The organism is Streptomyces sp. NBC_01092, from assembly GCF_045039535.1.
Lineage (GTDB): Bacteria > Actinomycetota > Actinomycetes > Streptomycetales > Streptomycetaceae > Streptomyces.
On the sequence record NZ_CP108659.1, the window covers coordinates 5263985 to 5289434 of the forward strand.

Sequence of the window (25450 nt, forward strand, 5' to 3'; positions counted from 1 at the left end):
CGGCGTTCTCCTTGTCAGCCGGCAGCCTGCCCGTCCGCTGCCGCCGTGACGGGTTCTTCCGGTGCCGACGGCAGGCCACGTAGTCGGCTCACCGGCGACAGGACAAGCGCGATCAGCACGGCGGCGGAGCCGATCGCCGCCACGGTCAATGCCCCCCGGGCGCCGATCCGGCCGGACAGCAGGCCCGCGAACAGGCCGCCGAGTGCGCCGCCCCCGAACAGCAGGGTGCGGAAGACCGCCGTCATCCGGCCCATCATCGACTGCGGGGTACTGGCCTGGCGCAGGCTGACGATGATGACGCCGGCGACGCCGAGTCCGAGGTAGGTGGTGAAGAAGGAGAGGATGAACATCCCCACCATCACCGGCCGAGGGCCGGTGGCCAGGACGATCAGCGTCGGGCCGATGAGGAGGGTCGCCTGGGCGACGAGGTAGACGAGGCCGAGCCGGAAGCGCCGGATGACCTTGCGGGAGATCGCCGCGCCGATCAGACCGCCCACGGAGGCGACGGCGAAGATGCCGCCGAGGGTCGTCGAGTCCAGGTGCAGGTCGCGTGTTCCGTACAGCAGGAACATCGTCCATACGGTGATCATGGAGAAGTTGCAGCAGAACCCGATCAGGGCCAGCGACCGCAGGACCGGGTTCTTCAGCACCCATCGCAAGCCGTCCCGCAGTTCGGTCGGCAGGTGCCGGCGTGCGGCCGGCGGCTCGGGACGGGGCTCGGGCGTGCGGATGAGCAGCAGCGAGATCAGGGACACCAGATAGGAGAAGGCGTCGACGATCAGTGCCACGGGCGCCGTGAGGGCACCGACCAGGACACCCGCGAGTCCTGGCCCTGCCACATCGGCCGCCGATGAGCTCATCCCCATCTTGGCGCCGGCCTCTACATAGTGCTTGGGGTCGCGCACGAGAGTGGGTACGTACGACATCCAGCTCACGTCGAACAGCACCGATGCGACGCCGACGGCGCAGGCGATCACCAGCAGCGAGCCCATGCTGAGCGCATCCGTCCAGTACAGGACGGGGACGAGGGCCAGCAGGATCATCCGGACGAGGTTGGCGCCGAGCATGATCCGCCGCCGTCGGGCCCTGTCCACCCACACCCCGAAGACCAGGGCGAGCCCGAGGTACGGGACGAGCTGCAGGAACCGCAGGACACCGACCTGCTCGTCAGTGGCGTTGAAGGCGATGATGGCGGTCAGCGGCAGGGCGAGGTTCGTGACCTGGGTGCCGAGGAGCGAGAGGGTCTCGCCGAGCCAGAACTTGAGGAAGTCGCCGTTGCGCCAGAGGCTCTCCATGGACGGCTCCTCGGTGCGTGTCTGCGTGGCGGTCATCGCCGTCCCTGGCCGGCGAGGTCCGCAACCGCGTCCGCGACGTGGTCCACCTCCTCCTCGGTGTTGTAGTAGTGCGGCGACAGGCGCAGGCACCAGTCGACGTCCTTGTCCCCGAAGTCGAACTGTGCGAACTCGCGGAAGCTGAGCGCCGAGTTGATGCCGCGGGCGTCCATGGCCGCCTTGAACGGCTGCGGCTGCCAGCCCGCTACGCCGAACGTGACGAGCGCGGCGAGACGCGGGCCTCGGTCGAGCACCCGAACCCCCGGGACCGGTGCGAGCCGGTCGCGCAGCCGGGCCGCGAGCGCCGGGGTGCGCTGCTCGATGGCCTCGATACCGACCTTGCGGGCATAGCGCGTCGCGGCGGCGCTGCCGAGCACCGTGGCGTACGGGAACTCCCACTCCTCGAACCGGGCCGCCGTCCCTACGGGCTCGTAGTCGCCCGGCTCGGTCCAGCGGGCGCCGTGCATGTCGATGAACAGCGGTTCGTAGCCCGCGCGCAGGACGCGATCGGATACGTACAGGAATCCGGAGCCGCGCGGGCCGCGGAGGAACTTGCGGCAGGTGGCGGTGAGGAGGTCGCAGCCTATCTCCTCCACGTCGATGACGAACTGGCCCACCGACTGGCAGGCGTCGACCAGGTAGAGCAGGTCCAGCTCCCGGCAGTGACGGCCGATTTCGGCGACGGGCGAGACGAGGCCCGAGTTGGTGGGGACATGGGTGGCGGACACCAGGCGGGGGCGGTGGGTCCGCATCAGCGCGGCCATCGCCTCCACATCGACCCCGCCCTGCGGGGTGTTGGGCGCGTGGACGATGCGTACGCCGAAACGCTTGCGCAGGGAGAGGAAGGCGATCTGGTTGGAGACGAAGTCGTCGCGGGTGGTGAGGATCACGTCGTCGGCCTCGAACGGGATCGAGGACAGGGCGTTGGCGTAGGCGTGGGTGGCGCTGCCCGCGAAAGCGATGTTGTCGGGTGTCGTGTTGATGAGGGCGGCGATCTCCGTGTAGAACTCGCGGACTTCGGCGGCCCGGGCGGCCGACGCCTCGTAACCGCCCATCCGGGCTTCGAGGTTCAGATGGCCGACCATCGCGTCCGTCACGGGCGCCGCCAGCAGTCCGCAGCCCGCGTTGTTGAAGTGGATGACCTGGCGGCACCCCGGGGTGTCGGCCCGCAGGGCGGCGATGTCCAGCTGAAGTGCTGCCTGACCTGCCCCGGAAGCGCTACTGTTGTCTCTCATGAACGACGGTAGCACTTCTGGGGAGTTGGCCGACAGTCTCCGTGCGCTGGTCTCCCGACTTTCGCCCGGCGACCGGCTGCCGAGCAGCCGGGAGCTGATCAAGGAGTACCGGGTCGGCCCGGCGACCGTGGCGCGGGCCATCGCCGCGCTGGCCGCCGAGGGCGCGGTGGTGACCCGTCCGGGCAGTGGGACGTTCGCGGCGCAGCCGGGCCGGCTCCGCGACGCGGTCGGCGGCGGCGACGGCGATACCGACTGGCAGACCGTCGCCCTCACCGATCGCGCCGTCGACACCCACCTGATCGCCGACCCCCTCGGCCCGCCACCGGCCGGGACGATCACGATGGACGGCGGCTACGTGCACCGCTCGCTCCAGCCCACCCGGGCCCTGAGCGCGGCGCTCGCGCGGGCGGCACGCCGTCCGGACGCCTGGGACCGCGCCCCGGCCGGCGGCCTGATGGCGCTGCGCACCGTGTTCGCCCGGATCGTCGGCGGCAGCGTGACGCCGGAGGACGTACTGGTCACCGCCGGCGGGCAGAGCGCCCTGTCGATCGCGTTCCGGGCCATCGCCGGGCCCGGCAGCCCGGTCCTGGTCGAGTCCCCCACCTATCCCCGGGCCCTGGCCGCCGCCCGCGCCGCGGGGCTGCGGCCCGTACCTGTACCGCTCGACGCCGACGGCCTGCGGCCCGACATGCTTGCCGACGCGTTCGCGATGACCGGCGCGCGGCTGCTGTACTGCCAGCCGACCTTCCAGAACCCGACCGGCACCGTGCTGGCGCCCGAACGGCGCAGTCAGATCCTCGATGTGGCGCGCGCCTCGGGCGCGTTCGTGCTCGAGGATGACTTCGCGCGGCACCTGGGACACGGCGGCGCCGTGCCGCGGCCACTGGTCGCCGACGACCGCGACGGCATGGTCGTCCACGTCACCTCACTCACCAAGCCCGCCGCCCCGAGCCTGCGGATCGGGGTGCTGGTGGCCCGCGGACCGGTCATGGAGCGCATGCGGGCGGTGCGCCTGGTCGACGACTTCTTCGTCACGCTCCCGCTCCAGGAGGCCGCGCTGGAAGTGCTCAGCTCCCCGTCCTGGGACCGGCACGTCCGCTCTCTCGGTACTGCGCTGCGGGAGCGGTGCGCCGTGCTGGCCGCCGCGGTCACGCGGGAGATCCCGGGTGCGACCCTGGCCGGGCTGCCTACGGGCGGACTTCACCTGTGGGTTCGCCTGCCGCCGGGCGTGGACGACACCGTCCTCACCGGCGCCGCCCGGCAACGCGGCGTTGCCGTGAGCGCCGGCAGTCGCTACTTCGCCACCGAGCAGCCGGCGGCTCACCTGCGCATCGGGTTCGCCGCGACCGCCGATCACGCCGAGCTGACCGAGGGTGCACGTCGGCTGGGAGCCGCGCTCACCGACCTTGGCCCAAGGGACGGGTGAGGCGCCAAACGGTAAGTCGCCCGCGGCGCAGCCGATGCGCAGGGGCTGGACTCCTGTGGTTGCAGTTCTGGTTGCATTCACCGGCGTACAGCACGGTTCACAAGCCCCACCCTCACCAGCTGCACCGCAGGTTAGAGGGTCCCCGCACGCCCCCGCACCCCCAGACGAAGGCTTGGAAAGCGTGTTGGGGCCAACCCCTCACGAGTTCGAATCTCGCATCCTCCGCCAGCTCAGAGGGCCGGATCGCGAAAGCGGTCCGGCCCTTTGGCGTTCGTCCGTCTCAGTTTCCGAATGAGCCCGCAGTTCAGTTCAAGTGATGGGTGTCGTTGAGGGTCTGCACCGTGGCGGTGCCGTCCTCGTCGTAGGTCACCGTCGACAGGGAGGCTGCTGCGGCTTCCATGCGGAACAGGCTGTGTGGTGGGGCCTGGAGGGCGAGGCGGATCAGGGTTCTGAGTGGGACGACGTGGGAGACGATCACAACCGTGGCGCCCGCGTACTGGGCCAGGAGGCCGTCTCGTACGGCGGCGACCCGGCGGGTTACCTGGTGCATGGTCTCTTCTGCGCCCGAGGGGGCACTCTCGGGCGAGGCGAACCATGCGCTCAGGTCGTCCGGGTAGCGTTCGCGGACTTCGCTGAAGGTCAGGCCCTCCCAGGCGCCGAAGTCCGCTTCCCGCAGGTCCCGGTCGACCTGGAGGTTCAGGCCGAGGCGCTCGGCCACGGGGCGGGCCGTCTCCTGGCAGCGCCTCATCGGTGACGTGACGACCGCCTCGATGCCGCCACGGTGGGCGAGGGCGTCCGCTGCCGCCCGGGCCTGGCGGCGTCCGACCGGTGAGAGTCCCGGGTTGGAACCTCCGCTGCCGGAGATCCGCCGCTCCGGGGTGAGCAGGGTCTCGCCGTGCCGCAGCAGTACGAGCGTCGTCACGTCGCTCACTTCGAGGTCGTCGCGAAGTGGTCCCGTACCGCGTCGGTCTGCTTCTCCATGATGCCGATGATGCCCTCGACCACGCTCAGGTCGGCGTCCTCGGCGATCTCCAGGGTGCGCGACCAGTCGAAGAAGCTGCGGGCCGGGTCGTTGGTGATGGGGAAGACCCGGATGGTGGCCTCGTAGTTCTTGACCCCGCTGGTGGGGGCGACGGCCCGGTAGGACTGGGTCTTGTTGATCTCGTCGCGGGCTGCGATCTCCTGCTGGACGACCTTGCCGCTGAGCGTGAGCTTGAAGTCGTAGCGGGCCGGGACCGTCTCGACCGAGCCGCCCTCCACCCAGCTGACGTCCCGGTGGACGTCCAGGTCACCGGGGGACACCATCTCCAGGATCTGCATGGCGTCACGGATGGTCGCCCACACGGTGTCCGGGTCGGCGTCGAGAACGGTCGAGTGGTACATGGTGTGCTTGCGCTGGATCTGGATCGGCACAGGGTTCTCCTTGCTTGAGGATCAGCTCTTGGCGATGAGGTGGTTGCCGAGGATCAGATAGTCGATCTCGGTGCCCAGGAAGCAGTTCAGGGCGTCGGTCGGCGTGCAGACGATGGGTTCGCCGGCGACGTTGAACGAGGTGTTGATCAGGCACGGGGTGTCGGTGAGTTCGATGAACTTCCGCAGCAGCGCCGTAAGCCGTGGGGTTCCCTCGTCCGTCAGGGTCTGGATACGGGAGGTGCCGTCCACGTGTACGGCGCCGGGGATGCGGTCCTTGTACTCGTCGCGGACGGGGAAGACGAACGTCATGTAGGGCGAGCTGGTCTTGCGGCCCATCTCGAAGATCTTCGGTGCCTGCTCCTCCAGAACGAGGGGAGCGAACGGGCGGAAGGGTTCGCGGTGCTTGACCCGGGTGTTGATGATGTCCTTGATGTCGCTGAAGCCGGGGTTGGCGAGGATGCTGCGATGCCCCAGCGCGCGTGGCCCGTGCTCCATGCGGCCTTCGAACCAGCCGATGACGACCTTCTTCGTCAGCAGCTTCGCCACATGCTCGATCACCTCGTCATCGTCCAGGCGTGAGACGACGACGCGGCCGGTGAAGTCCTTGAGGGCCTTCGCGATCGCGGCCTCGTCGTAGGCCGGGCCCAGATAGGGGGTGACCGGTGCGGAGGCGGCGGCGCGGATGTCCGCGGGTGCGGTGCCGGGGTCGTTGAGCCAGGCGTGGGCTGCTGCTCCGATGGTGATGCCGGTGTCGGAGGCGCCGAAGCTGACCTGCATGTCCTCGAAGCGGGAGCCCTCGAACATCGGGGTGTTGTTCAGGCAGTTCAGGGCGACGCCGCCTTCGAACAGCAGCCGGTCGAGATCCGTTCTCCCCGCCAGGTGGCGGACCTGGTGGGCGGTGGCGACGTTCAGCATCTGCTGCGCGGCGGCGGCGACGCGGGCCTTGTATTCGAGGGTGTCCTCGAAGGGGCCGAAGTACTCCTCGAACAGGGCGTCGTGACTGTGCAGGTTGTCGGTCTGGAGGGGCTTGGTAAAGGTGTAGCGGCCGTCGTCGTGCAGCGTCAGGAGCTTGTCGATGAACGGGTTCGGCGTCGGCGGGGTGGTGTATCCGGCCAGGCCCATCACCTTGTACTCGTCGTTGTTGGGGACGAAGCCGAGGAAGCGGGTGATGACGGAGAACAGGGTGCCGATGGAGTACTGGGCGCCGGTGACGGTGTCGTCGAAGACGGTGACCCGGCCGTCGCGGATCTCGCCCGTCAGAGTCGAGAAGCGTTCGGCGCGGCCGTCACTGACCAGGAAGGCCGCGTCCTCCATGCCTGCGAGGTAGTAGCCGGTCGTGGCGTGGGCCAGGTGGTGCGGAACGAAGCGGACCTTGGCCGGGTCCGGGCGGTGTCCGGTGCGGGCTTCGAAGTCCGCGAGGATCGCTTCGTGGCTGACGACCTGGTCGAACAGGTCGGCCATGTCGCCCATGAGGCGGGTCTTCGCGGCCGGCGGCATCGGCGAGGCGCGGATGCCGTCCAGAATCTCGTGCAGAACTTGGGTGGACCAGTTCCAGGGGAAGGCGAACAGGTCGACGTCATCGAAGGTGATGCCGGCTTCCCCGAGGCACCAGTCGATCGCGTTCGTGGGGAAGTCGGTGGTCTTCTTCTCCCGGTTGAGGCGTTCTTCCTCCACCGCGGCGACCAGGCGGCCGTCGATCAGGAGTGCGGCGGCGGCGTCGTGGCCCAAGAGGTAGTGCTTGTTGATGCCGGTCGCACCGAGGCGTTCGGAGAAGAACTCCGACACCCGGCTGAAGCCATTACATCCGAGAACAATCACGGCATTCTTTCCTGGTGTAGGGCCTGGTGTAGGGCCTGGTACGGAGCTACTTGACGATCAGCAGGTCGCGCAGCTTCTCCCCGGCCGCGGGTGCCTGGCACAGGCCCGCGCCCGTGAATCCGGCCGCGTACAGGAAGCGGCGGGTGGGGTGTTCGCCGATCAAGGCGGTGTTGTCGGGGCCGGCGTCGAAGTCGCCGCTCCACGCGCGATGCAGGCCGATGCCGTCCAAGGCGGGGAACAGGGTGCCCAGATGGCCGGCGATGCGGCCGAGCCAGGCCTCGCGTGTCTCCCCGTCCTTGGTGGCGCCCATGGCGAGGAGGATGCGGTCCTTCCACGAGCGGATCCGCAGGCCGGATGCCGCATGCATCGTCATGGGCAACTCGGGATGAGGCGAAGGCGGGACGTCGGTGAGCAGCATCTCCATCGCGCGCGGCGCCAGCGGCAGTTCGACCGACGCCATGGCCGCCACCTCGCCGGACCAGGGCCCGGCCGTGCACACGATGCTGTCCGCCTTGATGCTGCCCTGCGGGGTGTGGACGGTGTTGTCGTCGTCGATGCGTGTGACGGGTGTGTGGGTGAACAGGCGGGCGCCGTGATTGCGGGCGGCGGCGGCGTAGCCGCGGACGATGTCGAGGCCGTCCACGTGGTACGCCTCGGGAGACCAGGCGGCGGCCAGGACGGCACGCTCGCTGATCAGTGGGTTGAGTCCGGCCGCTTCGCGGGCACTGATCAGGTCGACCTGGACGCCGGCGGCCTGCTGAGCCTGATGGTCGGCCTCGAAATCGGCGATCTGCTGTTCGTCGGTGAACAGCACCATGAACCCGAGACGCTTCAGACCGAGGGGGGCCCGGGTGTGGCGGGCGAATTCGTGATAGGCGTTCAGGCTGCGCACGGCCGTCTGCCCCGTGCCCGGGTTGCCGGGGAAGTACGTGCGGACCATGCCCGCCGTGTGCGCGGACGCCCCGCCGCCGAGGCCTCCGCGTTCCAGCAGCACGGTGTTCACGCCGGCTTCGGCGAGGTGGTAGGCGGCGGAGGTTCCGATCACTCCCCCGCCGATGACGACGGCGTCAGCGCGGGCGGGCAGGGCGCTCAAGGTCGCTCCGGGCATGGCTACGCGGCTTCCTGGGCGCCCTGCTGGCGCAGGTGGTCTCCGGTCTCCCACGGGTACAGCTGGAGGTTCCAGCCGCCGAGGCAGTTGATGTAGAGGGCCATCTGGCTGGTGACGGCGTAGAAGTCGGCACGGTCGAGGCGGTCGAGGACGTCGAGGAACCGCTGGGTGAACGCCCAGAGCTTCTCCAGACCGCAGTAGCCCAGGAACTCGGCGGGGACTGCGACCAGGAGGCGCGTCATGTGGACGAGAGAGGCCATGGGCAGGTCCTGGACCGCGGCGCGGACAAGTCCGCCGTAGGCGGCGTAACCCAGCGGCCGGGTCTCGCCGTTGACGAACAGCAGGGTCGGAAGGACCGTGCCGAAATTGCCTGCCTGGGAGGGGATGATGCCCTGGTGGAGGTCGTCCAGCTCGGCCGGGGGCGCGAGCCAGATCTTCTCGGTCTCGGCGTAGATGTCGGCGATCAGGTGACTGGCGGCCGTGTTGGTGGCGTCCAGCATCGGGATGCGGTGACCGCCCTGCTCGCCCGCGCGGCGGACCTCGGCCAGGATCTGCTTCTTCGTGGAGTAGACGGCGTCCCAGATCGCGGCCCCGGCCTCCAGCAGGGCGGGCATGTCCGCCTCACGGATCTGGCCGACGGGGGTGGCGGGCATCGGCTCGGTCAGGGTGCCGTACTTGATGCCCAGGTGCTGCAGGCCCGAGCAGAACACGGTCCCGTTGGGGGCCTCGCGCCGGTCGGGGATACGGGTGGTGTGGGGGGTGTGCAGCAGAGTGGGTATCGGCGCTACGTGGTAGAGGTGCTCTCCCGCGATGAGCGCGTGTCCCTGGAGGCTCTGGTAGGGCAAGGACTCCCACAGGGCGTCGGCGAGGGCCGGGTTGCGGTCGTCAAGGTCGGCGGTGACCGTGATGCCGAGGTCGGGCCAGGAGATTTCGATCTGACGGCCAGGCAGCTTCTCAGACAAGGCTTTTCCAGTTCGTCGCTTCGGCTTGTCCAAGGAGTTCATCGCCAACAGCCTTGTTCCAGCCAGGCGTTGAAGACATGAAACCTTGATCGACCTGAGATCCTCACTTCGTGCGTTTCTACGAAACCGCAGTTCAGGTGGGGTTGGTGCCCGGTGACTGGACGCGCCGGCCGGTGAATTTCGTCAACGGTGCCGGACAAGGGCAGAAAGCCAACGAGGCCCCCAGGCTGCCGTATTGAGACGTCAGACATCAGACATCTCGATCAGCAGCCCAGGGGCCTCGTTGGCGACCCGTGGTGAACCGGGTTTTCAGTAGTCGATGCGGTCGGACTTGGCCAGCCACGCGTCGAACGGCGCCGTGCGGTTCGGCATGTCCACCTGCTCGATCGCCAGCGGCCACAGCTCCGCGGGCTTCTTTTCGAAAAGGCCGTAGAACTTGCGGTCGTCGAAACCGGCCACCGCGGCGTCATCTCGATCGGCGGCGAAGATGATCCGGTCGACTCGCGCCCACAGCGCGGAGGAAAGACACATCGGACACGGCTCACACGAGGTGACCAGGACGCAGCCCTCGAGTGAGAAGGTGCCCAGCTTCTCGCAGGCGGCACGGATCGCGGTCACCTCACCGTGCGCCGTCGGGTCCAGGTTCGAGGTGACCTTGTTGTTCCCGATCGCGACAATCTCGCCATTCTTGACGATCAGTGCGCCGAACGGACCGCCGCCGTTCCTCACGCTGTCGGTGGCAAGGCCGATGGCCTCGTCCATCCAGACGCGCTCGATCTCCTGGATGCTCGATTCTTGGGTGTGCGCGGTCACGGTCACTCCTTTTTGGCAGACGGTGGGGACATCAGCGCGTCTGTACGCCGACAATGTGCTCCGGTGAGACCGAGGGTGGGTCGGAAACGGTGTGCGGGCTGTTCATACGGAACAGCGCAATTACATCCGTCGGGCCCGTCCAGAGGTCAGTCACCGAAACCATGAAGGAGTTGGCCGGCCGACCGGCCCTGCTTGTAGATTCGCATGAACTGCTCCATCCGGTCGGCCATCCGGTCGGCCATCCGGTCGGCCATCCAGTCGGCCTTCCAGTCGGCCTTCCGGTCGGAGGGGTCAGTTCTCCTCGTTCTCGAAGGTGCGCAGCAAATCGGCGGCGACGCTCACGGCAATCGTCGCGGGTTCCTTGCCGGTGATGTCGGCCAGCCCGATCGGGGTCTTGATCCGGTCAATGGTGGCGTCGTCGTGACCGCCCTCGGTGGACAGCCGCTTACGGAACCGCACCCATTTGGCCGCCGAGCCGATCAGCCCGATGGAACCGAGATGGGGCGTGCGCAGGGCGGCGTCGCACAGGGCGGCGTCCTCCGCGTGGTCATGGGTCATGATCAGGACGTGGGTGCCGCGGGGCAGGTCCTGGAGGACCTCCTCGGGCAGCAGCGGCGTGTGATGCGTGTGCACCTGCGCCGCCGAGTCGGCCAGGACCTCGAGCCGCTCCTTGGTCAGCATGTCGGCGCGGCTGTCGATCAGATGCAGGTCGAGGTCCTGACGGGCCAGGATGCGCGCCAGTTCCAGGCCGACGTGCCCGACGCCGAAGACCGCCACCGCCCGTACCACCGGCAGCGGTTCGAGCAGCACCGCGACCGTGCCGCCGCAGCACTGCACGCCGTGCTGGTTGGTCACCTTGTCGTTCAGGGCGAAGTCCATCAGTTCCGGCTCCGCCTTGCCGGCGGCCATCATCTCCCGGGCCCGGTCGATGGAGACGGCCTCGACATTGCCGCCACCGATCGAGCCCCATGTCTCGCTCTGCCCCACGACGAGCTTCGCGCCGGCGTCGCGCGGGGCATGACCGCGCACGGTCGCGACGGTCACGAGGACGCCGGGCTCCCGACGTGCCCGCAACCGTGCGACCGCTGCGATCCATGTCATGTCAGGCACCGCTCAGCGCTTCTGCGCCGGCAGGGACCTTGCCGTTGACGGCGTGGCCGTTCGCGGCAGACCCGCCACGGGCATGACCGTTCGGGGAGACCTCGGCCTCGTCGGCCTGACGAGCCGCCTCGATCGCCCAGAACACGGCTTCCGGCGTCGCGGGCGAGGCCAGATCGACGCTGACCCCGCTCGGCCCGAACTCGGCGGCGGCCTGCCGCAGCGCCTCACGCACCGAGAACGCCAGCATCAGCGGAGGCTCACCCACCGCCTTGGAGCCGTAGACCGCCCCTTCCTCGGTGGCGTTCTCCATGAGCGTGACGTTGAACTCCTCGGGCATCTCCGAGAAGCTCGGCAGCTTGTAGGTGCTCGCCGCCTGGGTGAGGAGCCGGCCGCGGTTCGGGCCGTCACCGGTGTCCCAGCGCAGATCCTCCAGCGTCAGCCAGCCCGCGCCCTGCACGAAGCCGCCCTCGACCTGACCGATGTCGATCATCGGGGAGAGGCTTTCGCCGACGTCGTGCACGATGTCCACCCGCCGGATGCGGTACGCACCGGTGAAGCCGTCGACCTCCACCTCGGTCGCGGCGGCGCCGTAGGCGAAGTACTTGAACGGCGTGCCGCGGAACGACTTCACGTCCCAGTGCAACCCCTCGGTCCGGTAGTACCCGGCCGCCGACAGCTGCACCCGCTGGAAGTACGCGGTGTGCACCAGGTCGTCCCAGGCCAGCTCCTTGTCGCTGCCCAGGGCGCGCGCGACGCCCTCGACGATGCGTACGTCCGAGGCGTTGGAACCCAGCTGGGAGCCGGCCACCTGCAGCAGTCGCTCGCGCAGCTGCTCGCAGGCGTTCTTGATGGCCCCACCGTTGAGGTCCGCGCCCGAACTGGCCGCGGTCGCCGAGGTGTTGGGCACCTTGTCGGTACGCGTCGGGGCGAGGCGCACCTTGTGCAGCGGGATGCCCAGGGTGGTCGCGGCCACCTGCATCATCTTGGTGTGCAGGCCCTGGCCCATCTCGGTGCCGCCGTGGTTGATCAGGACGGAGCCGTCTTTGTAGATCAGCACCAGCGCGCCGCCCTGGTTGAAGGCGGTGAGGTTGAACGAGATGCCGAACTTGATGCCCGTGATCGCGACGGCCCGCTTGGTGTGCGGGTGCGCGGCATTGAAGGCGGCGATCTCCCGCTTGCGGTCGGCGATGGCGCCGTTCTCCTGGACCTGCCGCCAGACGGCGGAGATCCGGTCGGCCTGGGTGACGGGCTGTCCGTACGGCGTCGTCTGGCCCTGGCCCGGCTGGTAGAAGTTGCGCTCGCGCAGCTCCATGGGGTCGAGGCCGAGCTGCGGAGCGACGCGGCCCAGGATGTCCTCGATCACCAGCATGCCCTGGGGTCCGCCGAAGCCGCGGAAGGCGGTGTTGGAGACGGTGTTGGTCTTGACGATGCGACCGGCGACCCGCGCGTTGGGGATCCAGTACGTGTTGTCGATGTGGCACAGCGCCCGGGCGAGGACCGGCTCGGACAGGTCCAGGCTCCAGCCGCCGTCCGCGGTCAGCGTGGCGTCGAGGGCCTGGATACGGCCGTCGGCGTCGAAGCCGATCTTCCACGAGGCGTGGAACCCGTGGCGCTTGCCGGACATCGTCAGGTCCTGCGTCCGGTTGAGCCGGAACCGGACCGGGCGGCCGGTCAGCTTGGCGCCGAGCGCGGCGACGGCCGCGAACCCGTGCGGCTGCATCTCCTTGCCGCCGAAGCCGCCGCCCATCCGCAGGCACTGCACCGTGATCTCGTGGCTGGGCACGCCCAGCACGTGCGAGACGATCTCCTGCGTCTCGGAGGGGTGCTGGGTGCTGCTCTGGATGAACACCTGCTCGTTCTCGTCGACCAGGGCCAGCGCCGCGTGCGTCTCCAGGTAGAAGTGCTCCTGACCTGCGAACTCGAACTCGCCGGAGAACACGTGCGCGGATTCGGCGAAGCCGGCGTCGAGGTCGCCGTGCACCATCAGCGGCCGGGCGCCGTGATAGCTGCCCGCGTCCATGGCCTCCCGCACCGTGACCAGGGAGGGCAGTTCCTCGAGGTCCACCTCGACGGCCGCCGCACCGATCCGGGCCGCCTCCAGGGTCTCGCCGAGCACCCAGGCCACCGCGTGGCCGTGGAACATGACCTCGTCGGGGAAGAGCGGCTCGTCGTGCTTCATGCCGGCGTCGTTGACGCCGGGCACGTCGGCCCCGGTCAGCACGCGGACCACGCCGGGCACGGCGAGCGCGGGCTCGGTGCGCAGCGCGGTGATCCTGCCACGGGCCTTCATGACCTGGACCGGGTACGCGTGCAGCACGTCCTTGGTGCGCTGGACCAGGTCGTCGGTGTAGAGCGCGGTGCCGGTGACGTGCTGGTAGGCACTCTCATGCGGCATCGAGACGCCGACTACGGGCTTTTCGGGACGCTCGGACAAATGGCTCATGACGACACCGCCTCAGGGGTCTGTGCGTGCAGCTTCAGCAAGCTCTGGCCGAGCATCGCGGAACGGTAGAGGGAGCTGGCGCGGTGATCACTCATCGGCGTGCCCTCACCCCGCAGCACCCGGGCCGCGGCCTCGACGGTCTCCGTGGACCAGGGCCTGCCCTCCAGGGCCGCCTCGGTGGCGAGCGCGCGGATCGGGGTGGCGGCCACGCCGCCCAGGCCGATCCGGGCCTTGCGGACGATCCCGTCCTGGATGTCGAGCGCGAAACCGACGGCCACGCTGGAGATGTCGTCGAAGCGCCGCTTCGCGATCTTGTGGAAGGCCGTGACCGGCGACAGCGGCGTCGGGATGCGCACCGCGCGGATCAGCTCGCCGGGGCGGCGCACGCTCTGCCGGTAGCCGGTGAAGTAGTCCGCCAGCGGGACCACACGCTCACCGTCGACGCCGGCGAGCACCAGCGAGGCCTCGAGGGCGAGGAGCACCGGCGGGCTGTCGCCGATCGGCGAGCCGGTACCCAGGTTGCCGCCGAGGGTCGCACCGTTGCGGATGAGCCGGGAGGCGAACTGCGGGAACAGCTCCGCGAGAAGCGGGACTTCGCCGTCGAGGCGGCGCTCGATCTCGGTGAGCGTCAGCGCCGCCCCGAGCTCGATGTGGTCGGACTCGACGCGCAGCTCGCGCAGTTCGGCCAGTCGGTCGATGGCGACGACGCAATCCGCCCTGCGGGAACGGATGTTGACCTCGACGCCGTAGTCGGTCGAACCGGCGACGACCACCGCGTCGGGCCGCTCGCTCAGCAGCTGCAGCGTTTCGGCCAGGGTGTTCTTCCGCAGGAAAGTGCTGTCGTCCTGGCTGTACTCGGTGGCGACCGGCGCGGGCGGGTCCTGCTCGCGGCGCTGCGCGAGGGGGTCCTCGTCGGTGGGCTCACCGACGGCGAACGCGGCGTCGCGAATCGGGCGGTAGCCGGTGCAGCGGCACAGGTTTCCGCTCAGCGCGTGCAGGTCGAAGCCGTTCGGGCCGTGCTCCGCGTCGTGGCCTTCGGCCGCGTCCGCGCCGTCCGCCGAATCCCCGTGCGCGCAGCGGTCGGGGCGGTAGTACTCGGAGGCCATGCTGCAGATGAATCCCGGAGTGCAGTAGCCGCACTGGGAGCCGCCGCGGGACGCCATCTCCGACTGCACCGGGTGCAGGGTCGCCGGCGTGCCGGGCTCACCGGGGGTGGCGAGGCCTTCGGAGGTGATGATCTCCTGACCGTCGAGCGCCGCCGCCGGGACCAGGCAGGCGTTGACCGCCACCCAGTCGGTGGGCTTGTTCACCCCGGGACGGGCCACCAGGACCGAACAGGCGCCGCACTCACCCTCGGCGCAGCCCTCCTTGGTACCGGTGAGGCCACGCTCGCGCAGAAAATCCAGCGCTGTGGTGTGGGGCGCAGCCGGTGAGATCGGTGTTTCTTTCCCGTTGACCGTGATCCGCGCCTCTGTCATGACAGGCCTTCGTTTCCGTGCGTGATCGGTCGCTTCATCATGTTCGCCAATTTCAGGCAGCTTTCTGTGTTCAGGCGCGCCACATGAGAGGAGCGGGCGCAAAACGGCACGCAACGGCGACGTGCCGCAAAGGTGGTGACGGGAAACCCGGAATGTGCCACGACGGGCACATCAGAACGGCGTGATCAGCAGCCGTGCGCGATCCGACCCGGAACCCAGACCGTGCGCTGGGCGAGGCGACCAAGATCAGAGCTGGTGTTCATCCGCTGGTCGCCTCCTTTCGGGAGTCATGGGTCGACGTTTACCGCAAATTAGTGGCCGACGCCATCGAGGTCAAGGGGTTGACCTCCGCGCAACTGCTCAGCGCCCGGCACAGAGCGTGAGCAGAGGTTTCGAAGCAGCAGGTCAGGAGAGCGGCCGGCCCTGCCGCTCTCCTGAAGTGGGTCTTGCCGTTCGCTAGGCGGTGCCCAGGGCATCGCGCAGGAGCGCGACAGCCTGGTCCACGGCTGCTCGGGTGGCCCTGGTCTGACTGACGGAGTTGAGCATCATGAAGTCGTGCACCGCACCGTCGTAGCGCACCGTGGTGACCGGGACGCCCGCTGCGCGCAGCTTGGCGGCGTAGGCCTCGCCCTCGTCGCGCAGTACGTCGGCCTCGTCCACGATCAGCAGGGCGGGCGGCAGGCCGTCGAGCTGCTCGGTGGTGGCGCGGTTGGGGGAGGCGGTGATCTGCGCGCGCTGCGCCGGGTCGGTGGTGTAGGAGTCCCAGAACCACTCCATGGCCTTGCGGCTGAGGTAGTAGCCGGTGTCGAACTCCTCGTAGGACTTGGTGTCCATGGCCGCGTCGGTGACCGGGTAGTACATCGACTGCTGCACGAACGTGATGTCGCCGCGTTCCTTGGCCATCAGGGCGAGCGCGGCCGTCATGTTCCCGCCGACCGAGTCGCCGGCCACGGCCATGCGCCCGGCGTCCAGGCCCTTGGACGCCCCCTCGCGCTTGATCCACTGTGCGGTGGCGTAGCCCTGCTCGATGGCCACGGGGTAGTGGGCCTCCGGTGAGGCCGTGTACTCCACGAAGACCACCGCGGTGCGGGCACCGACCGCCAACTCCCGGACCAGGCGGTCATGGGTGGCGGCGTTGCCCAGGACCCAGCCGCCGCCGTGCATGTACAGCACGACGGGCAGTGGTCCGGTGGCGCCCTGCGGTTTGACGATGCGCACCCGTACGTCGCCCACGGGGGCCTTCACGGTGATCCACTCCTCGTCGACCGACAGCTTGTCGACCGGCGCGGCCTGCAGGTCGTCGAGGACCTTGCGTGCTTCGACCGGCTTCAGCTCGTACAGGAACGGATGGTGCGAGGTCGCGTCGGCCAACTCCTGCGCCGGGCGCTCCAGAACGATCGGGTCAGGTTGAGCAGTCATGGCAATGCTCCTGGCAGTGCGGAGAAGCCCAAAGTAAAGAGCGGTGGGCGCATGGTGACTGCCCTGGGGCGTCGACGCCGCCGCGGACCCGAGCTCTGGGCAGAGCCCCGGCCAAGCCCTCAAATGGGGCAATACGCCCATCCTAGACGCGCGCCGTACAACCCTCGACTTCGGACGTCGGCCGCCCGACACCCCCTCGCTACGATCCCTGCCCATGGACACCAGGGGCGGGGAATTCTCACAGCAGGACACGGACTTCGGCACAGCCGTGGAGTTCGTCTACCGGGTGACGGCCGCGGACTTCGAAGAGGCGCTTCGGGCGCGGGCGCGTCGGTCGGCGGCGGGGCGGCTCCAGGCGCTCACGGCACCGGTCGTGGGGGCGGTCTCCGTGAGTGTCTTCTCGGTCCTTCGGGATGCCTCACTGCTCGTGTGGGGCATCTCGCTGGTGCTCACCGTGCCCCTCATGTTCTGGGCCACCGGGCGAGGGCTGCGCACCATGGCACGCCGGCTGTTCAGCATCATGGACTCGTACGGGCAGTGCCGCACGGTGGCCGACGAACGCGGTGCGGTGAGCACCGGCGAGCACGCGTCCTTCAGCATGGACTGGACGGTGTTCCCGGAGTATCTGGAGACGCCCGGACTCTTCGTGCTCCTCGGCGGTGACCGCGCCACCGGAATCGCGGTACTGCCCAAGCGGGGTGCTCAGGGACCTGCGGACGTCGACCGGCTCCGGGTGATCCTGGACCGGAACCTGAAGCGGCTCTAGATCGGATCGAGCCCGAGGAACATCCCGTCATGGCGAGGGCCGCATCCGGCTGGATGCGGCCCTCGTGCGCGGAGTCGGTGGGGTGCGGGTGGTGCGCAATCACACCAGTTCGGGTTGTGGTTCCGGGTGGCGGGCGGCGGGTGTGGTCTTCGGTTCCCAGAGGTTGGTCGTGCGGATGTAGGCGACGATCACCGAGACCATCGCCAGGATGACGAGCGGGCCGGACAGCCACGGGTACTCGGCCATCTGCATCGGGAGATAGCGGTACGACGTCAGCAGCGCGGCGAAGACCGTCGCGCCGTAGGCGACCAGTTGGATGCCCGCGCGGTCCAGGCCGCGTTGCTGTGCACGCAGAGCGGTCTCGATCGTGAGGGTGAAGACCACGCCGGCGACGAGGTCGACGCCGTAGTGGTAGCCGAAGCCCAGCGTCGCGCCGAGGGTGGCGATCAGCCAGAACGTGCCCGCGAAGCGCAGGACCCTCGGGCCCTTGCGGGAGTGGATGAAGATCGCCGTCGCCCAGGCCGTGTGCAGGCTGGGCATGCAATTGCGGGGCGTGATCTCGTCGAACGGCATCGAGTGCGGGGCAATCAGCGGCGGTGCCGTCTCCGGCCACAGGTTGGCGGCCGCCCAGGAGCCGCCGTCGGCGCCGTAGGCGAAGATCGGTCCGACGACCGGGAAGATCATGTAGATCGCCGGGCCGAGGAGGCCGATCACCAGGAAGGTGCGCACCAGATGGTGGCCCGGGAAGCGGCGGTCGGCGGCCACGTTGCGCAGCTGGTACAAGGCTACGGCGACCGCGGCGACGGCGAGTTGGACGTAGACCCAGTCCAGGACGTGGGGGCCGACCGGGCCGGTGGCTCTGACGATTCTGCCGACCAGCCAGGACGGGTTGCCGAGTGCGTGATCGGCGGTCGCCACGTACTGGTCGAGCACGGTGGGGCGGGTCTTCGACGTGATGAGCAGCCAGGCGTCGCCGGTCTTGCGGCCGGCCACCAGCAGCAGGGAGAGGCCGACGCCCTTCAGCAGCAAGGTGCGTTCGGGGCCGGTTCGGCGGGTGACGGCGAGGACGGCGCAGCCCAGGACCACCAGCAGCGCGCCGTTTCCGAAGGGATGGCCCTCGGTCACCTTGACGCCGGCCGCCCAGCGCACCAGGACTATGACGATGTCGATGCCTATGGCGGTGCCGGCTGCGATGAGGCGTTGCCGCCAGGTGAGGACCACCATCATCAAACCCATGCCCGCATAGAGCAGAAAGCCTGATTTAGGCGGGAATATCACCTCTCTTGCCTGAGTGGTGATCGGCCCCGGTACGCCGTAGCGCCGCGCGGCTATCTCCAGCGCGATGAGGAATCCGAGACCCACCACACCCGCCGTGAGCCACAGCACCACCCGTGGCGTGAGCCACGTGCTGAACGCAGGTCTGCGTCTTATTCGCGAGAACACCCGCGACGCTATAGATATCAATTGTTTTGGCCGATTTGTCAGATAGATGAGGATATTGATTCGCCAATAGGTTCGATCATGCTATCTGAGTGTCATAAGCGAGTTCTGCCGGTTACGGGAAAGGAAATTCCCTCAGCGTCGCTTGAACTCCACCGGCCCCGCGTTCATCTCGATGGTGCCGTCCGGGTGGAGGACCGGGCGGCGTTCGGTCATGCGGGCGCTGTAGGACTCGATGTGGTGGATCGCCGCGCCGTCGGGGGCGGTGAAGTCGACGAGGGCGATGGCCACCCAGTACCGCGTCTTGGTGTTCTCGAAGAGGGGGACCGTCACCGTCGAGCCGCGGTCGTCGGTGACCACCACCTTCGCGCCGAAGCTGCGGAAGGAGCCGAAGCCGTTGCTGACCGCGGAGTACGCGCAGAGCAGGACGTAGCCCTGCTGGTCGGGGCGGACGATGCGGAGCGTCTCGCGGCCGGGGACCCGGGCGTCGCCGTCGAGGCGGATGAAGGGGCGGTTCTTCCGGGAGCCGAGGCGCTTGTAGTACACGACGTCGGCGTCCTTGCCCTTCTTCGCCGTGCCGGTGTCGGGCGCGGGCGCCGAGCCCTTCTTCCGGGTGCGGAGGGTGCCGGGTGCCTGCTCGCCGCGTACCGCCTTCGAGGCCGGCACGAACAGGGCGTAGAGGTCGAGGTCGGCGCCCCGCTTGCGCCGCTGCTCGCTGCCGCCGTCCCACTCCAGGGTCGCCGTCACCACCAGCTCGCGGTCCGCCTTGTCCAGGCTCATCGAGACCTGGCTGCCCTTGTCGAGACTGATCGTGCCGAGCGGGGGCTTGCGCAGGCTCATCGGGGCCGGGGGAGCGACCGGTTGCGCCTCCTCGGGCTGCTCGGACTGCTCGGGTTCCTCGACGGCCTCCTCCGGCTCCGCCACGTCTATGCCGAAGTCCGTCGCCAGACCGGCCAGGCCGTTCGCGTATCCCTGGCCGATCGCGCGCAGCTTCCAGCCCTCGCCCCTGCGGTAGAGCTCCGTCAGCAGGACGGCGCGTTCGCCGTCGGTGAGGGCCGGCGGGCGGAAGTGGACCGGGTCGGCGCCCTGTTGGGAGGCGCGGACCGTGACGTCCTTGACCTCGTGGAAGGTGCGGCTCGCGTCGTCGGGATCGCAGGAGCCGACCAGGACGACCCGGTCCACGTCCGCCGGAAGCTCGGCCGGGTTCATCTCGACGCGCTCCGGGCCCTCGGCGTCGGCGGCGACGTGCCGTACCGCGCCGGACTCGGCGGACGGCTGGTTGTAGAAGACCAGGTCGTCGTCGGACCTGACCTTGCCGTCCGCCGCCACGAGCAGGGCGCTGAGGTCGACCGTGCCGCCCACGGTGTGCAGTTCGACGACGAGGGGCCCGGAGCCCACCGCGATGTTCCCGCCCTTGGTCAGCTCCGGCATGCCGCCCACCCCTTTTGAATCCCCCGACGCTTTCCCGTCACCCTGTCACATCGGTGGGCGGGCTCAGCGCGGCTCTCGCACCACCGCCGTCTCCCCCGCCGCGACGCTGACCGACCCCGGCACCGGCTTGCCCGACAGCAGTTCCGTGGCGTCCGGGGCGACGGCGACATGGGCCGCCCGGTCGGTGTGGTTGATCAGGAACAGGTAGTCGGCATCCGGCCCGCGCCGCAGCACCGCCTCGACGCCCTGCGGAGTACCGCGCACCGGCTCCACCCCCGCCTCCCTGCGGATACGGTCCAGCAGCCCCGCCAGGGTCTCCGGGTCGGGCAGCGTGGCCAGGTACCAACTCACCCCGGCACCGAGGCTGTTACGCGTCACCGCCGGTCCGCCCGCCAGAGGGCCGGACGTATACGACTCGACCGGCTCGGCGCCGGACAGCCGCACCCGCTCCGACCACAGCATCCCCGTGCCGCCGCCGCTCAGCCCGACCGACTCACCCTCCAGCAGCGGGAACAGCTCGTCCGTCCGCACGCCGAGCGCCTCCCGGAACGCGCCCGGGTAACCGCCCAGCCGGACATGGCAGTTCTCGTCGACCGCACCGCTGTGGAAGCCGACGGCCAGCGTGCCGCCGTCCGACGCGAAGGCCGTCAGGTTCCTCGCGCCCTCGTCGTCCACCAGGTACAGCGAGGGGGCCAGCACCACCCGGTAGGCCGACAGGTCCGCGTCCGGGCGTACGAAGTCCACCGCCACGCCCGACCGCCACAGCGGCTCGTACCAGGCGCGGACCAGGTCCAGGAAGCGCAGTTCGGCGCTCGGCTGGGAGGGGAGTTCCAGCGCCCAGCGGGCGTTCCAGTCCCAGACGATCGCCACCTCGGCCGTGCCGACGCTGCCGCGCACCTCCGCCAGCGCCCGCAGATCCGCGCCGAGCCGGACCACGTCACGCCAGATCTGGCTGTCCGTGCCGGCGTGCGGCAGCATCGCGGAGTGCCACTGCTCGGCGCCCGCCTTGGCCGCGCGCCACTGGAAGTAGGCGATGCCGTCGGCGCCCCGGGCCACGTGGGCGAGGGCATTGCGCCGCAGCTCGCCCGGCCCCTTCGCCCGGTTCACCGGCTGCCAGTTCACCGCGCCCGTCGAGTGCTCCATCAGCAGCCACGGGCCGCCCGCGAGGGAGCGGACCAGGTCGCCGCTGAGCGCGATGTCGATCTCGGACTCGGGGTCGGTGGACCGGAGGTAGTGGTCGTTGGAGACGACGTCCAGCTTCGGGGCCCAGCGCCAGTAGTCGAGGGCGTCGAAGTTGTACATCACCATGAAGTTGGTGGTGGCGGGGATCTCCGGGGCCGCCTCCAGCAGCACCGCGCGCTCCGCCTCGTACAGCGACAGCAGTTCGTCGCTGCAGAAGCGGCGCCAGTCCAGCTGGTGGGTGGGGTTCGGGACGGCGCCGGTGGGGCGGGGCGGCAGGATCTCGTCCCAGTCGTAGTACCACTGGCTCCAGAAGCGGGTGCCCCAGGCGTCGTTCAGGGCGGTCAGGTCGTCCGCGTACCGCGCTCGCAGCCAGCGCCGGAACGCCGCCGCGCTCTCGTCGCAGTAGCACTCGGCGTTGTGACAGCCGTACTCGTTGTGGACGTGCCACATCGCCAGCGCCGGATGCTGCGCGTACCGCCCGGCCAGCGCCCGCGCCATCCGCAGCGCGGCCTCCCGGTAGGCGGGGCTCGAAGGGCAGAACGTCTGGCGGCTGCCGTACGACAGTCCGCGGCCGTCCTTGTCGACGGGCAGCGCCTCGGGGTGGGCGCGGAAGAACCACGCCGGGGGCGCCGCCGTCGGGGTCGCGAGGTCGGCCGCGATGCCGTGGGCGTGCAGCAGGTCGAGGACGCGGTCGAGGAGGGTGAAGTCGTACTCGCCCTCCTTCGGCTCCAGCAGCGCCCAGGAGAAGATGCCGACGCTGACCATGGTGACCCCGGCCTCGCGCATCAGGCGCATGTCCTCGGCCCAGACCTCCTCGGGCCACTGCTCGGGGTTGTAGTCGCCGCCGTAGGCGATGCCGGGGACGGACAGTTCGCGCTTCATCGGGCGCCCCCCGACAGCAGCCGGCGCGTAGTCGCCACGCCCCACTCGTCCAGCGACAGCAGACGGTCGCTGGAGGCCATGAGGCCGCCGGTCGCCTCGACGTGCGCGGCCCACCGCTCCCGCGTCTCCACGGCCGGGCGGGCCATCAGGCAGTCGGGGTCGTTGATCCAGAGGCGGCCGTGCTGCCACTGGCGGCCGACGCCGGTGAACTCGGCCGGGTCCTGGCCGGGCTGGCTGTAGTCGTCGGCCTCGGGGCGGCGGTGCGGGGCCGTGTCGGGGCTGACCCGCATCGCGTCGAACAGGCCGATGGAGGCCAGCAGGGGTGCCCCGCAGCCCAGCAGGTAGGCGTCCTCGCCGATCGCCTCGCGGATGAGCCGGATGCCGTCGCGGTACGCCGTCAGCGCGTCCACATCCGCGTCGTGCCGTACGCCGTCCAGGGCGCCCGCGTAGAGGAAGTCGACCTTGAAGTAGTCGTAGCCCTCGGCGCGCAGGGTCCGGAAGACGTCCGTCAGGTACGCCGCCGCCTCGGGGTGGGTGGTGTCCAGGACGCGCAGGTCGTGGCCCCAGTTGCGGCCGGCGTGCGCGAAGTCGCCGTCGGCGGTACGGACCAGCCACTCGGGGTGCTCGGCGGCCAGGTCGCTCGCCGGGTCGACGAGGAAGGGCGCCGTCCAAATGCCGGCGCGGCGGCCCCTCGCCCTGATCGCGTCGGCGATGCCCGCGCGGGAGCGGAAGCGGCCGGAGAGGGTGAGCCAGTCGCCGAGGGCCCGCTGGTAGCCGTCGTCGATCTGGACGACGTCGATGGGCAGGTCGAGGGTGTCCATCGCACGGAGGTTCTCGTGGATGTCGTCCTCGGTGACGGCGGTGAAGTACTCGTACCAGGAGCACCAGACGGTGGGGGCCGGGCGGGGGGCCGAGAGCTGGAGGCTGTCGGCCCACTCGCCCAGCACCGACTGGATGTCGGTCCCCGTCCATTCCTTCACCGGGCCGTCGGCGGCGACCTCCGCGACGGCGCCGTCCGTCACGACCAGCCGGATCGACGGCACCTCACGCGTCGGGGCGACCGCCGCCCACAGGCGGACCGGTGAGCCGTCACCGGCGTCGAGCGCCAGCAGGCCCTCGCCCTGGAAGGTGGCGTCGGGCACGGCGGCACCCGGGCGGTAACAGACCGTCGCCCAGTTGTCGTTGGTCGGACGGTAGGGGCTGTCGCCGAGGGCATAGGCACCGCTCGGGCTCCAGGACTGCCAGCCCTCCTCGTGGACAAGGGCGGTGCGCAGGTCCACGGGCACGGTGGCGACGGGGGTGAATGGGTGGTGCACGGGCGTCTCTCTCAAGAAAGGGGCGGTCAGCCCTTGTTGGCGCCCAGCGTCAGGCCACTGACGAACTGGCGCTGGAGCACGAAGTACACGATCAGCGTGGGGATCGCGGTGAGCAGGGCACCGGCCGCGACCAGGTTGGGGTCGGTGAAGTACGCGCCGGAGAGGTTGTTCAGCGCCGAGGTGATCGGCATGTTCTCGCCGGTCGAGATCAGGACGAGGGCCCAGAAGAAGTCGTTGTAGATCCAGATGGACAGCAGCGTCGCCAGGGCCGCCATCGCCGGGCGGCACAGCGGCAGCACGATCTGCCAGTACTGCCGCCACACCGAGGCGCCGTCCACCAGCGCGGCCTCGGTCAGCTCGTGCGGCAGCGTGCGCATGTAGTTGCTGAGCACGAAGGCGCAGAAGCCCGACTGGAAGGCGACATGAATCAACACCAGGCCGAGCGCCGAGTCGTAGAGCTTGCCGGACATCGTGATGCCGGGCAGGTCGATCAGCAGGTACAGCCGGTACAGCGGGGTGATGATGACCTGCTGCGGGAGCAGGTTGCCCGCCGTGAAGACCAGCAGCAGCGCCAGGTTGATGCGGAAGTCGAAACGACTCACGTAGAACGCGACCATCGAGGACAGGAACAGCGTCACCAGCACCGCCGGGACGGCGATGATCATCGTGTTGACGAAGTAGTAACTCATGTCCGACTGCGTGAACGCGTTCGTGAAGTTGTCGAAGTTCAGCGTGTCCGGCCAGGACACGTATCCCTTCTCGCTCGTCTCCGAGTACGGCCGCAGCGCCGCGTAGATCGCCCAGAGCAGCGGCGCGAGCCAGGCCAGCGCCGCGCCGGCGAGGAAGACGTGCAGCAGGATCCGGGCGGGGCGGATCGGCGTACGGGTCTTGGTCATCGCGGTGATGCTCATGCGCGCCGCTCCTTGCGGAAGGTGGCCACCAGGTAGGGAATGATCACGACGAGGGAGATCAGCAGCAGGACGACCGCGATCGCGGAGCCGTAACCGATGCGGCTGGACTCGCCGATGATGTTGTTGGTGACCAGGATCGAGAGCAGCTCGGTGCCCTCGGCGCCCTTGTTGAAGACGAAGACCAGGTCGAAGGCGCGCAGGGCCTCGATGATGGTCACGACCAGGACGACGGTGTTGGTGGGCCGCAGCGTCGGGAAGATGACGTTCTTGAACGTCTGCCACTCGCCTGCCCCATCGAGCGCGGAGGCCTCCCGCAGCGAGGGGTCGACGCCCTTCAGGCCGGCCAGGTACAGGATCATCATGTAGCCGGTGTGGCGCCAGGACGCGGCGACGAGGATCGCCCACAGGTTGAGGTCCGGGTCCCCGATCCAGTCGATGTATTTACCCGGCTCGTTGGCGCCGATGACGCTGTTGATCAGACCGGTGTCGGGGTTGTAGATCAGCTGCCAGACGAACCCGATGACGGCCATCGACATGACGACCGGCAGGAAGAACGCGGTCTGGTACACCCGGCTGAACCGGATCCGCTTGTCCAGCTGCACGGCCAGGAACAGGCCGAGCGGGGTCGGGATCACGATCAGGACGACGAACCAGATGACGTTGTGCTGGACGGCCGGCCAGAACTGCGGGTTGTTGGAGAACAGTTCCTTGAAGTTCTCCAGGCCGACCCACTTGATCGAGTCGAAGCCGATGCCGTCCCAGGTGGTGAAGGCCAGCGCCACGGAGGCGAGGGCCGTCACCCACACGAGGGCGATGTGCAGGATGGTCGGCAGACCCGCCATCAGACCGAGGGTGATCCGGTCGCGGCGGGTCAGCAGGCGGCGGTGTCCCTGGGACACCTTCTTCGCGGGGGCAGCGCCCGGAGGCGGCACGGCGGCCGCCTCCGGGATCTCCTTGGTGGTTTCTGTTGTCATG

At 69.4% G+C, this 25450-nt stretch carries 21 protein-coding genes; 3 read left to right on the forward strand and 18 right to left on the reverse strand.

Features of this window, described 5'->3' with window-relative positions:
• Positions 1-14: 14 nt before the first annotated feature.
• Together OG254_RS23770 and OG254_RS23775 are read right to left on the reverse strand one after the other, a co-directional pair.
• Complete coding sequence (locus tag OG254_RS23770; RefSeq protein ID WP_405585106.1) at positions 15-1331, reverse strand: MFS transporter; 1317 nt, start codon at positions 1329-1331, stop codon at positions 15-17.
• Positions 1328-2566: an aminotransferase class V-fold PLP-dependent enzyme gene (locus OG254_RS23775; RefSeq protein WP_405585109.1), complete on the reverse strand. Its 1239-nt coding sequence runs from the start codon at positions 2564-2566 to the stop codon at positions 1328-1330. The genes OG254_RS23770 and OG254_RS23775 overlap by 4 nt, the downstream gene beginning before the upstream one ends.
• On the opposite strand from OG254_RS23775, the gene OG254_RS23780 reads away from it, so the two are divergent.
• Entirely contained in the window at positions 2565-3992 is a 1428-nt protein-coding gene (locus OG254_RS23780; RefSeq protein WP_405585111.1) for a PLP-dependent aminotransferase family protein, read from the forward strand. The two genes, OG254_RS23775 and OG254_RS23780, sit on opposite strands and share 2 nt — an antisense overlap.
• A 304-nt stretch (positions 3993-4296) precedes the next feature.
• Here the strand turns inward: OG254_RS23780 and OG254_RS23785 are convergent, their stop codons facing one another.
• From OG254_RS23785 to OG254_RS23805, 5 genes are read right to left on the reverse strand one after another with little or no spacing between them, the layout of a single operon-like run.
• Positions 4297-4923, reverse strand: coding sequence for a histidine phosphatase family protein (locus OG254_RS23785; protein ID WP_405585114.1), 627 nt, complete (start codon positions 4921-4923; stop codon positions 4297-4299).
• A complete protein-coding gene (locus tag OG254_RS23790) occupies positions 4920-5405 on the reverse strand; it encodes an SRPBCC family protein (RefSeq protein ID WP_405585117.1) in 486 nt (161 codons plus the stop codon). The genes OG254_RS23785 and OG254_RS23790 overlap by 4 nt, the downstream gene beginning before the upstream one ends.
• A gap of 21 nt (positions 5406-5426) precedes the next feature.
• Complete coding sequence (locus OG254_RS23795; protein WP_405585120.1) at positions 5427-7223, reverse strand: carbamoyltransferase; 1797 nt, start codon at positions 7221-7223, stop codon at positions 5427-5429.
• Between the two features lie 46 nt (positions 7224-7269).
• Entirely contained in the window at positions 7270-8331 is a 1062-nt protein-coding gene (locus OG254_RS23800) for an NAD(P)/FAD-dependent oxidoreductase (RefSeq protein WP_405585123.1), read from the reverse strand.
• Positions 8332-8333: 2 nt separating this feature from the next.
• The gene (locus OG254_RS23805) at positions 8334-9293 is read right to left on the reverse strand and encodes a hypothetical protein (RefSeq protein WP_405585126.1); all 960 of its coding nucleotides are present in this window, start codon (positions 9291-9293) and stop codon (positions 8334-8336) included.
• Positions 9294-9403: 110 nt separating this feature from the next.
• On the opposite strand from OG254_RS23805, the gene OG254_RS23810 reads away from it, so the two are divergent.
• Complete coding sequence (locus tag OG254_RS23810) at positions 9404-9532, forward strand: hypothetical protein (RefSeq protein ID WP_405585128.1); 129 nt, start codon at positions 9404-9406, stop codon at positions 9530-9532.
• A 70-nt stretch (positions 9533-9602) separates the two neighbouring features.
• Here OG254_RS23810 and OG254_RS23815 read toward each other — a convergent pair whose 3' ends face one another.
• From OG254_RS23815 to OG254_RS23835, 5 genes are all read right to left on the reverse strand, one after another.
• Positions 9603-10106 (reverse strand): nucleoside deaminase, encoded by a 504-nt coding sequence (locus tag OG254_RS23815; RefSeq protein ID WP_351195815.1) that lies wholly within the window; start codon positions 10104-10106, stop codon positions 9603-9605.
• A gap of 291 nt (positions 10107-10397) precedes the next feature.
• Positions 10398-11207, reverse strand: a complete 810-nt coding sequence (gene xdhC, locus OG254_RS23820; RefSeq protein ID WP_405585131.1) for a xanthine dehydrogenase accessory protein XdhC — start codon at positions 11205-11207, stop codon at positions 10398-10400.
• A gap of 1 nt (position 11208) precedes the next feature.
• Entirely contained in the window at positions 11209-13650 is a 2442-nt protein-coding gene (gene xdhB, locus OG254_RS23825) for a xanthine dehydrogenase molybdopterin binding subunit (protein ID WP_405585134.1), read from the reverse strand.
• Positions 13647-15128: a xanthine dehydrogenase small subunit gene (locus tag OG254_RS23830; protein ID WP_405585137.1), complete on the reverse strand. Its 1482-nt coding sequence runs from the start codon at positions 15126-15128 to the stop codon at positions 13647-13649. Before OG254_RS23830 ends, xdhB begins: the two co-directional genes overlap by 4 nt.
• Before the next feature lie 456 nt (positions 15129-15584).
• Positions 15585-16547: an alpha/beta hydrolase gene (locus OG254_RS23835; RefSeq protein WP_405585140.1), complete on the reverse strand. Its 963-nt coding sequence runs from the start codon at positions 16545-16547 to the stop codon at positions 15585-15587.
• Between the two features lie 214 nt (positions 16548-16761).
• On the opposite strand from OG254_RS23835, the gene OG254_RS23840 reads away from it, so the two are divergent.
• Complete coding sequence (locus tag OG254_RS23840; protein WP_405585142.1) at positions 16762-17313, forward strand: hypothetical protein; 552 nt, start codon at positions 16762-16764, stop codon at positions 17311-17313.
• 99 nt (positions 17314-17412) lie between these two features.
• Here OG254_RS23840 and OG254_RS23845 read toward each other — a convergent pair whose 3' ends face one another.
• From OG254_RS23845 to OG254_RS23870, 6 genes are all read right to left on the reverse strand, one after another.
• The gene (locus tag OG254_RS23845) at positions 17413-18699 is read right to left on the reverse strand and encodes a phosphatase PAP2 family protein (RefSeq protein ID WP_405585145.1); all 1287 of its coding nucleotides are present in this window, start codon (positions 18697-18699) and stop codon (positions 17413-17415) included.
• Positions 18700-18888: 189 nt separating this feature from the next.
• Positions 18889-20184, reverse strand: coding sequence for a TerD family protein (locus OG254_RS23850; RefSeq protein ID WP_405585148.1), 1296 nt, complete (start codon positions 20182-20184; stop codon positions 18889-18891).
• 63 nt (positions 20185-20247) lie between these two features.
• On the reverse strand, positions 20248-22248 hold the full coding sequence (locus OG254_RS23855) for a beta-galactosidase (RefSeq protein ID WP_405585151.1): 2001 nt from the start codon (positions 22246-22248) through the stop codon (positions 20248-20250).
• The gene (locus tag OG254_RS23860) at positions 22245-23564 is read right to left on the reverse strand and encodes a glycoside hydrolase family 36 protein (RefSeq protein ID WP_405585154.1); all 1320 of its coding nucleotides are present in this window, start codon (positions 23562-23564) and stop codon (positions 22245-22247) included. The genes OG254_RS23855 and OG254_RS23860 overlap by 4 nt, the downstream gene beginning before the upstream one ends.
• 26 nt (positions 23565-23590) lie before the next feature.
• Entirely contained in the window at positions 23591-24475 is an 885-nt protein-coding gene (locus OG254_RS23865; protein ID WP_405585158.1) for a carbohydrate ABC transporter permease, read from the reverse strand.
• Positions 24472-25449 carry a carbohydrate ABC transporter permease gene (locus OG254_RS23870; RefSeq protein ID WP_405585161.1) on the reverse strand — a complete coding sequence of 326 codons (978 nt, stop codon included), beginning with the start codon at positions 25447-25449 and terminating at the stop codon, positions 24472-24474. The genes OG254_RS23865 and OG254_RS23870 overlap by 4 nt, the downstream gene beginning before the upstream one ends.
• Between the last annotated feature and the right edge of the window lies 1 nt (position 25450).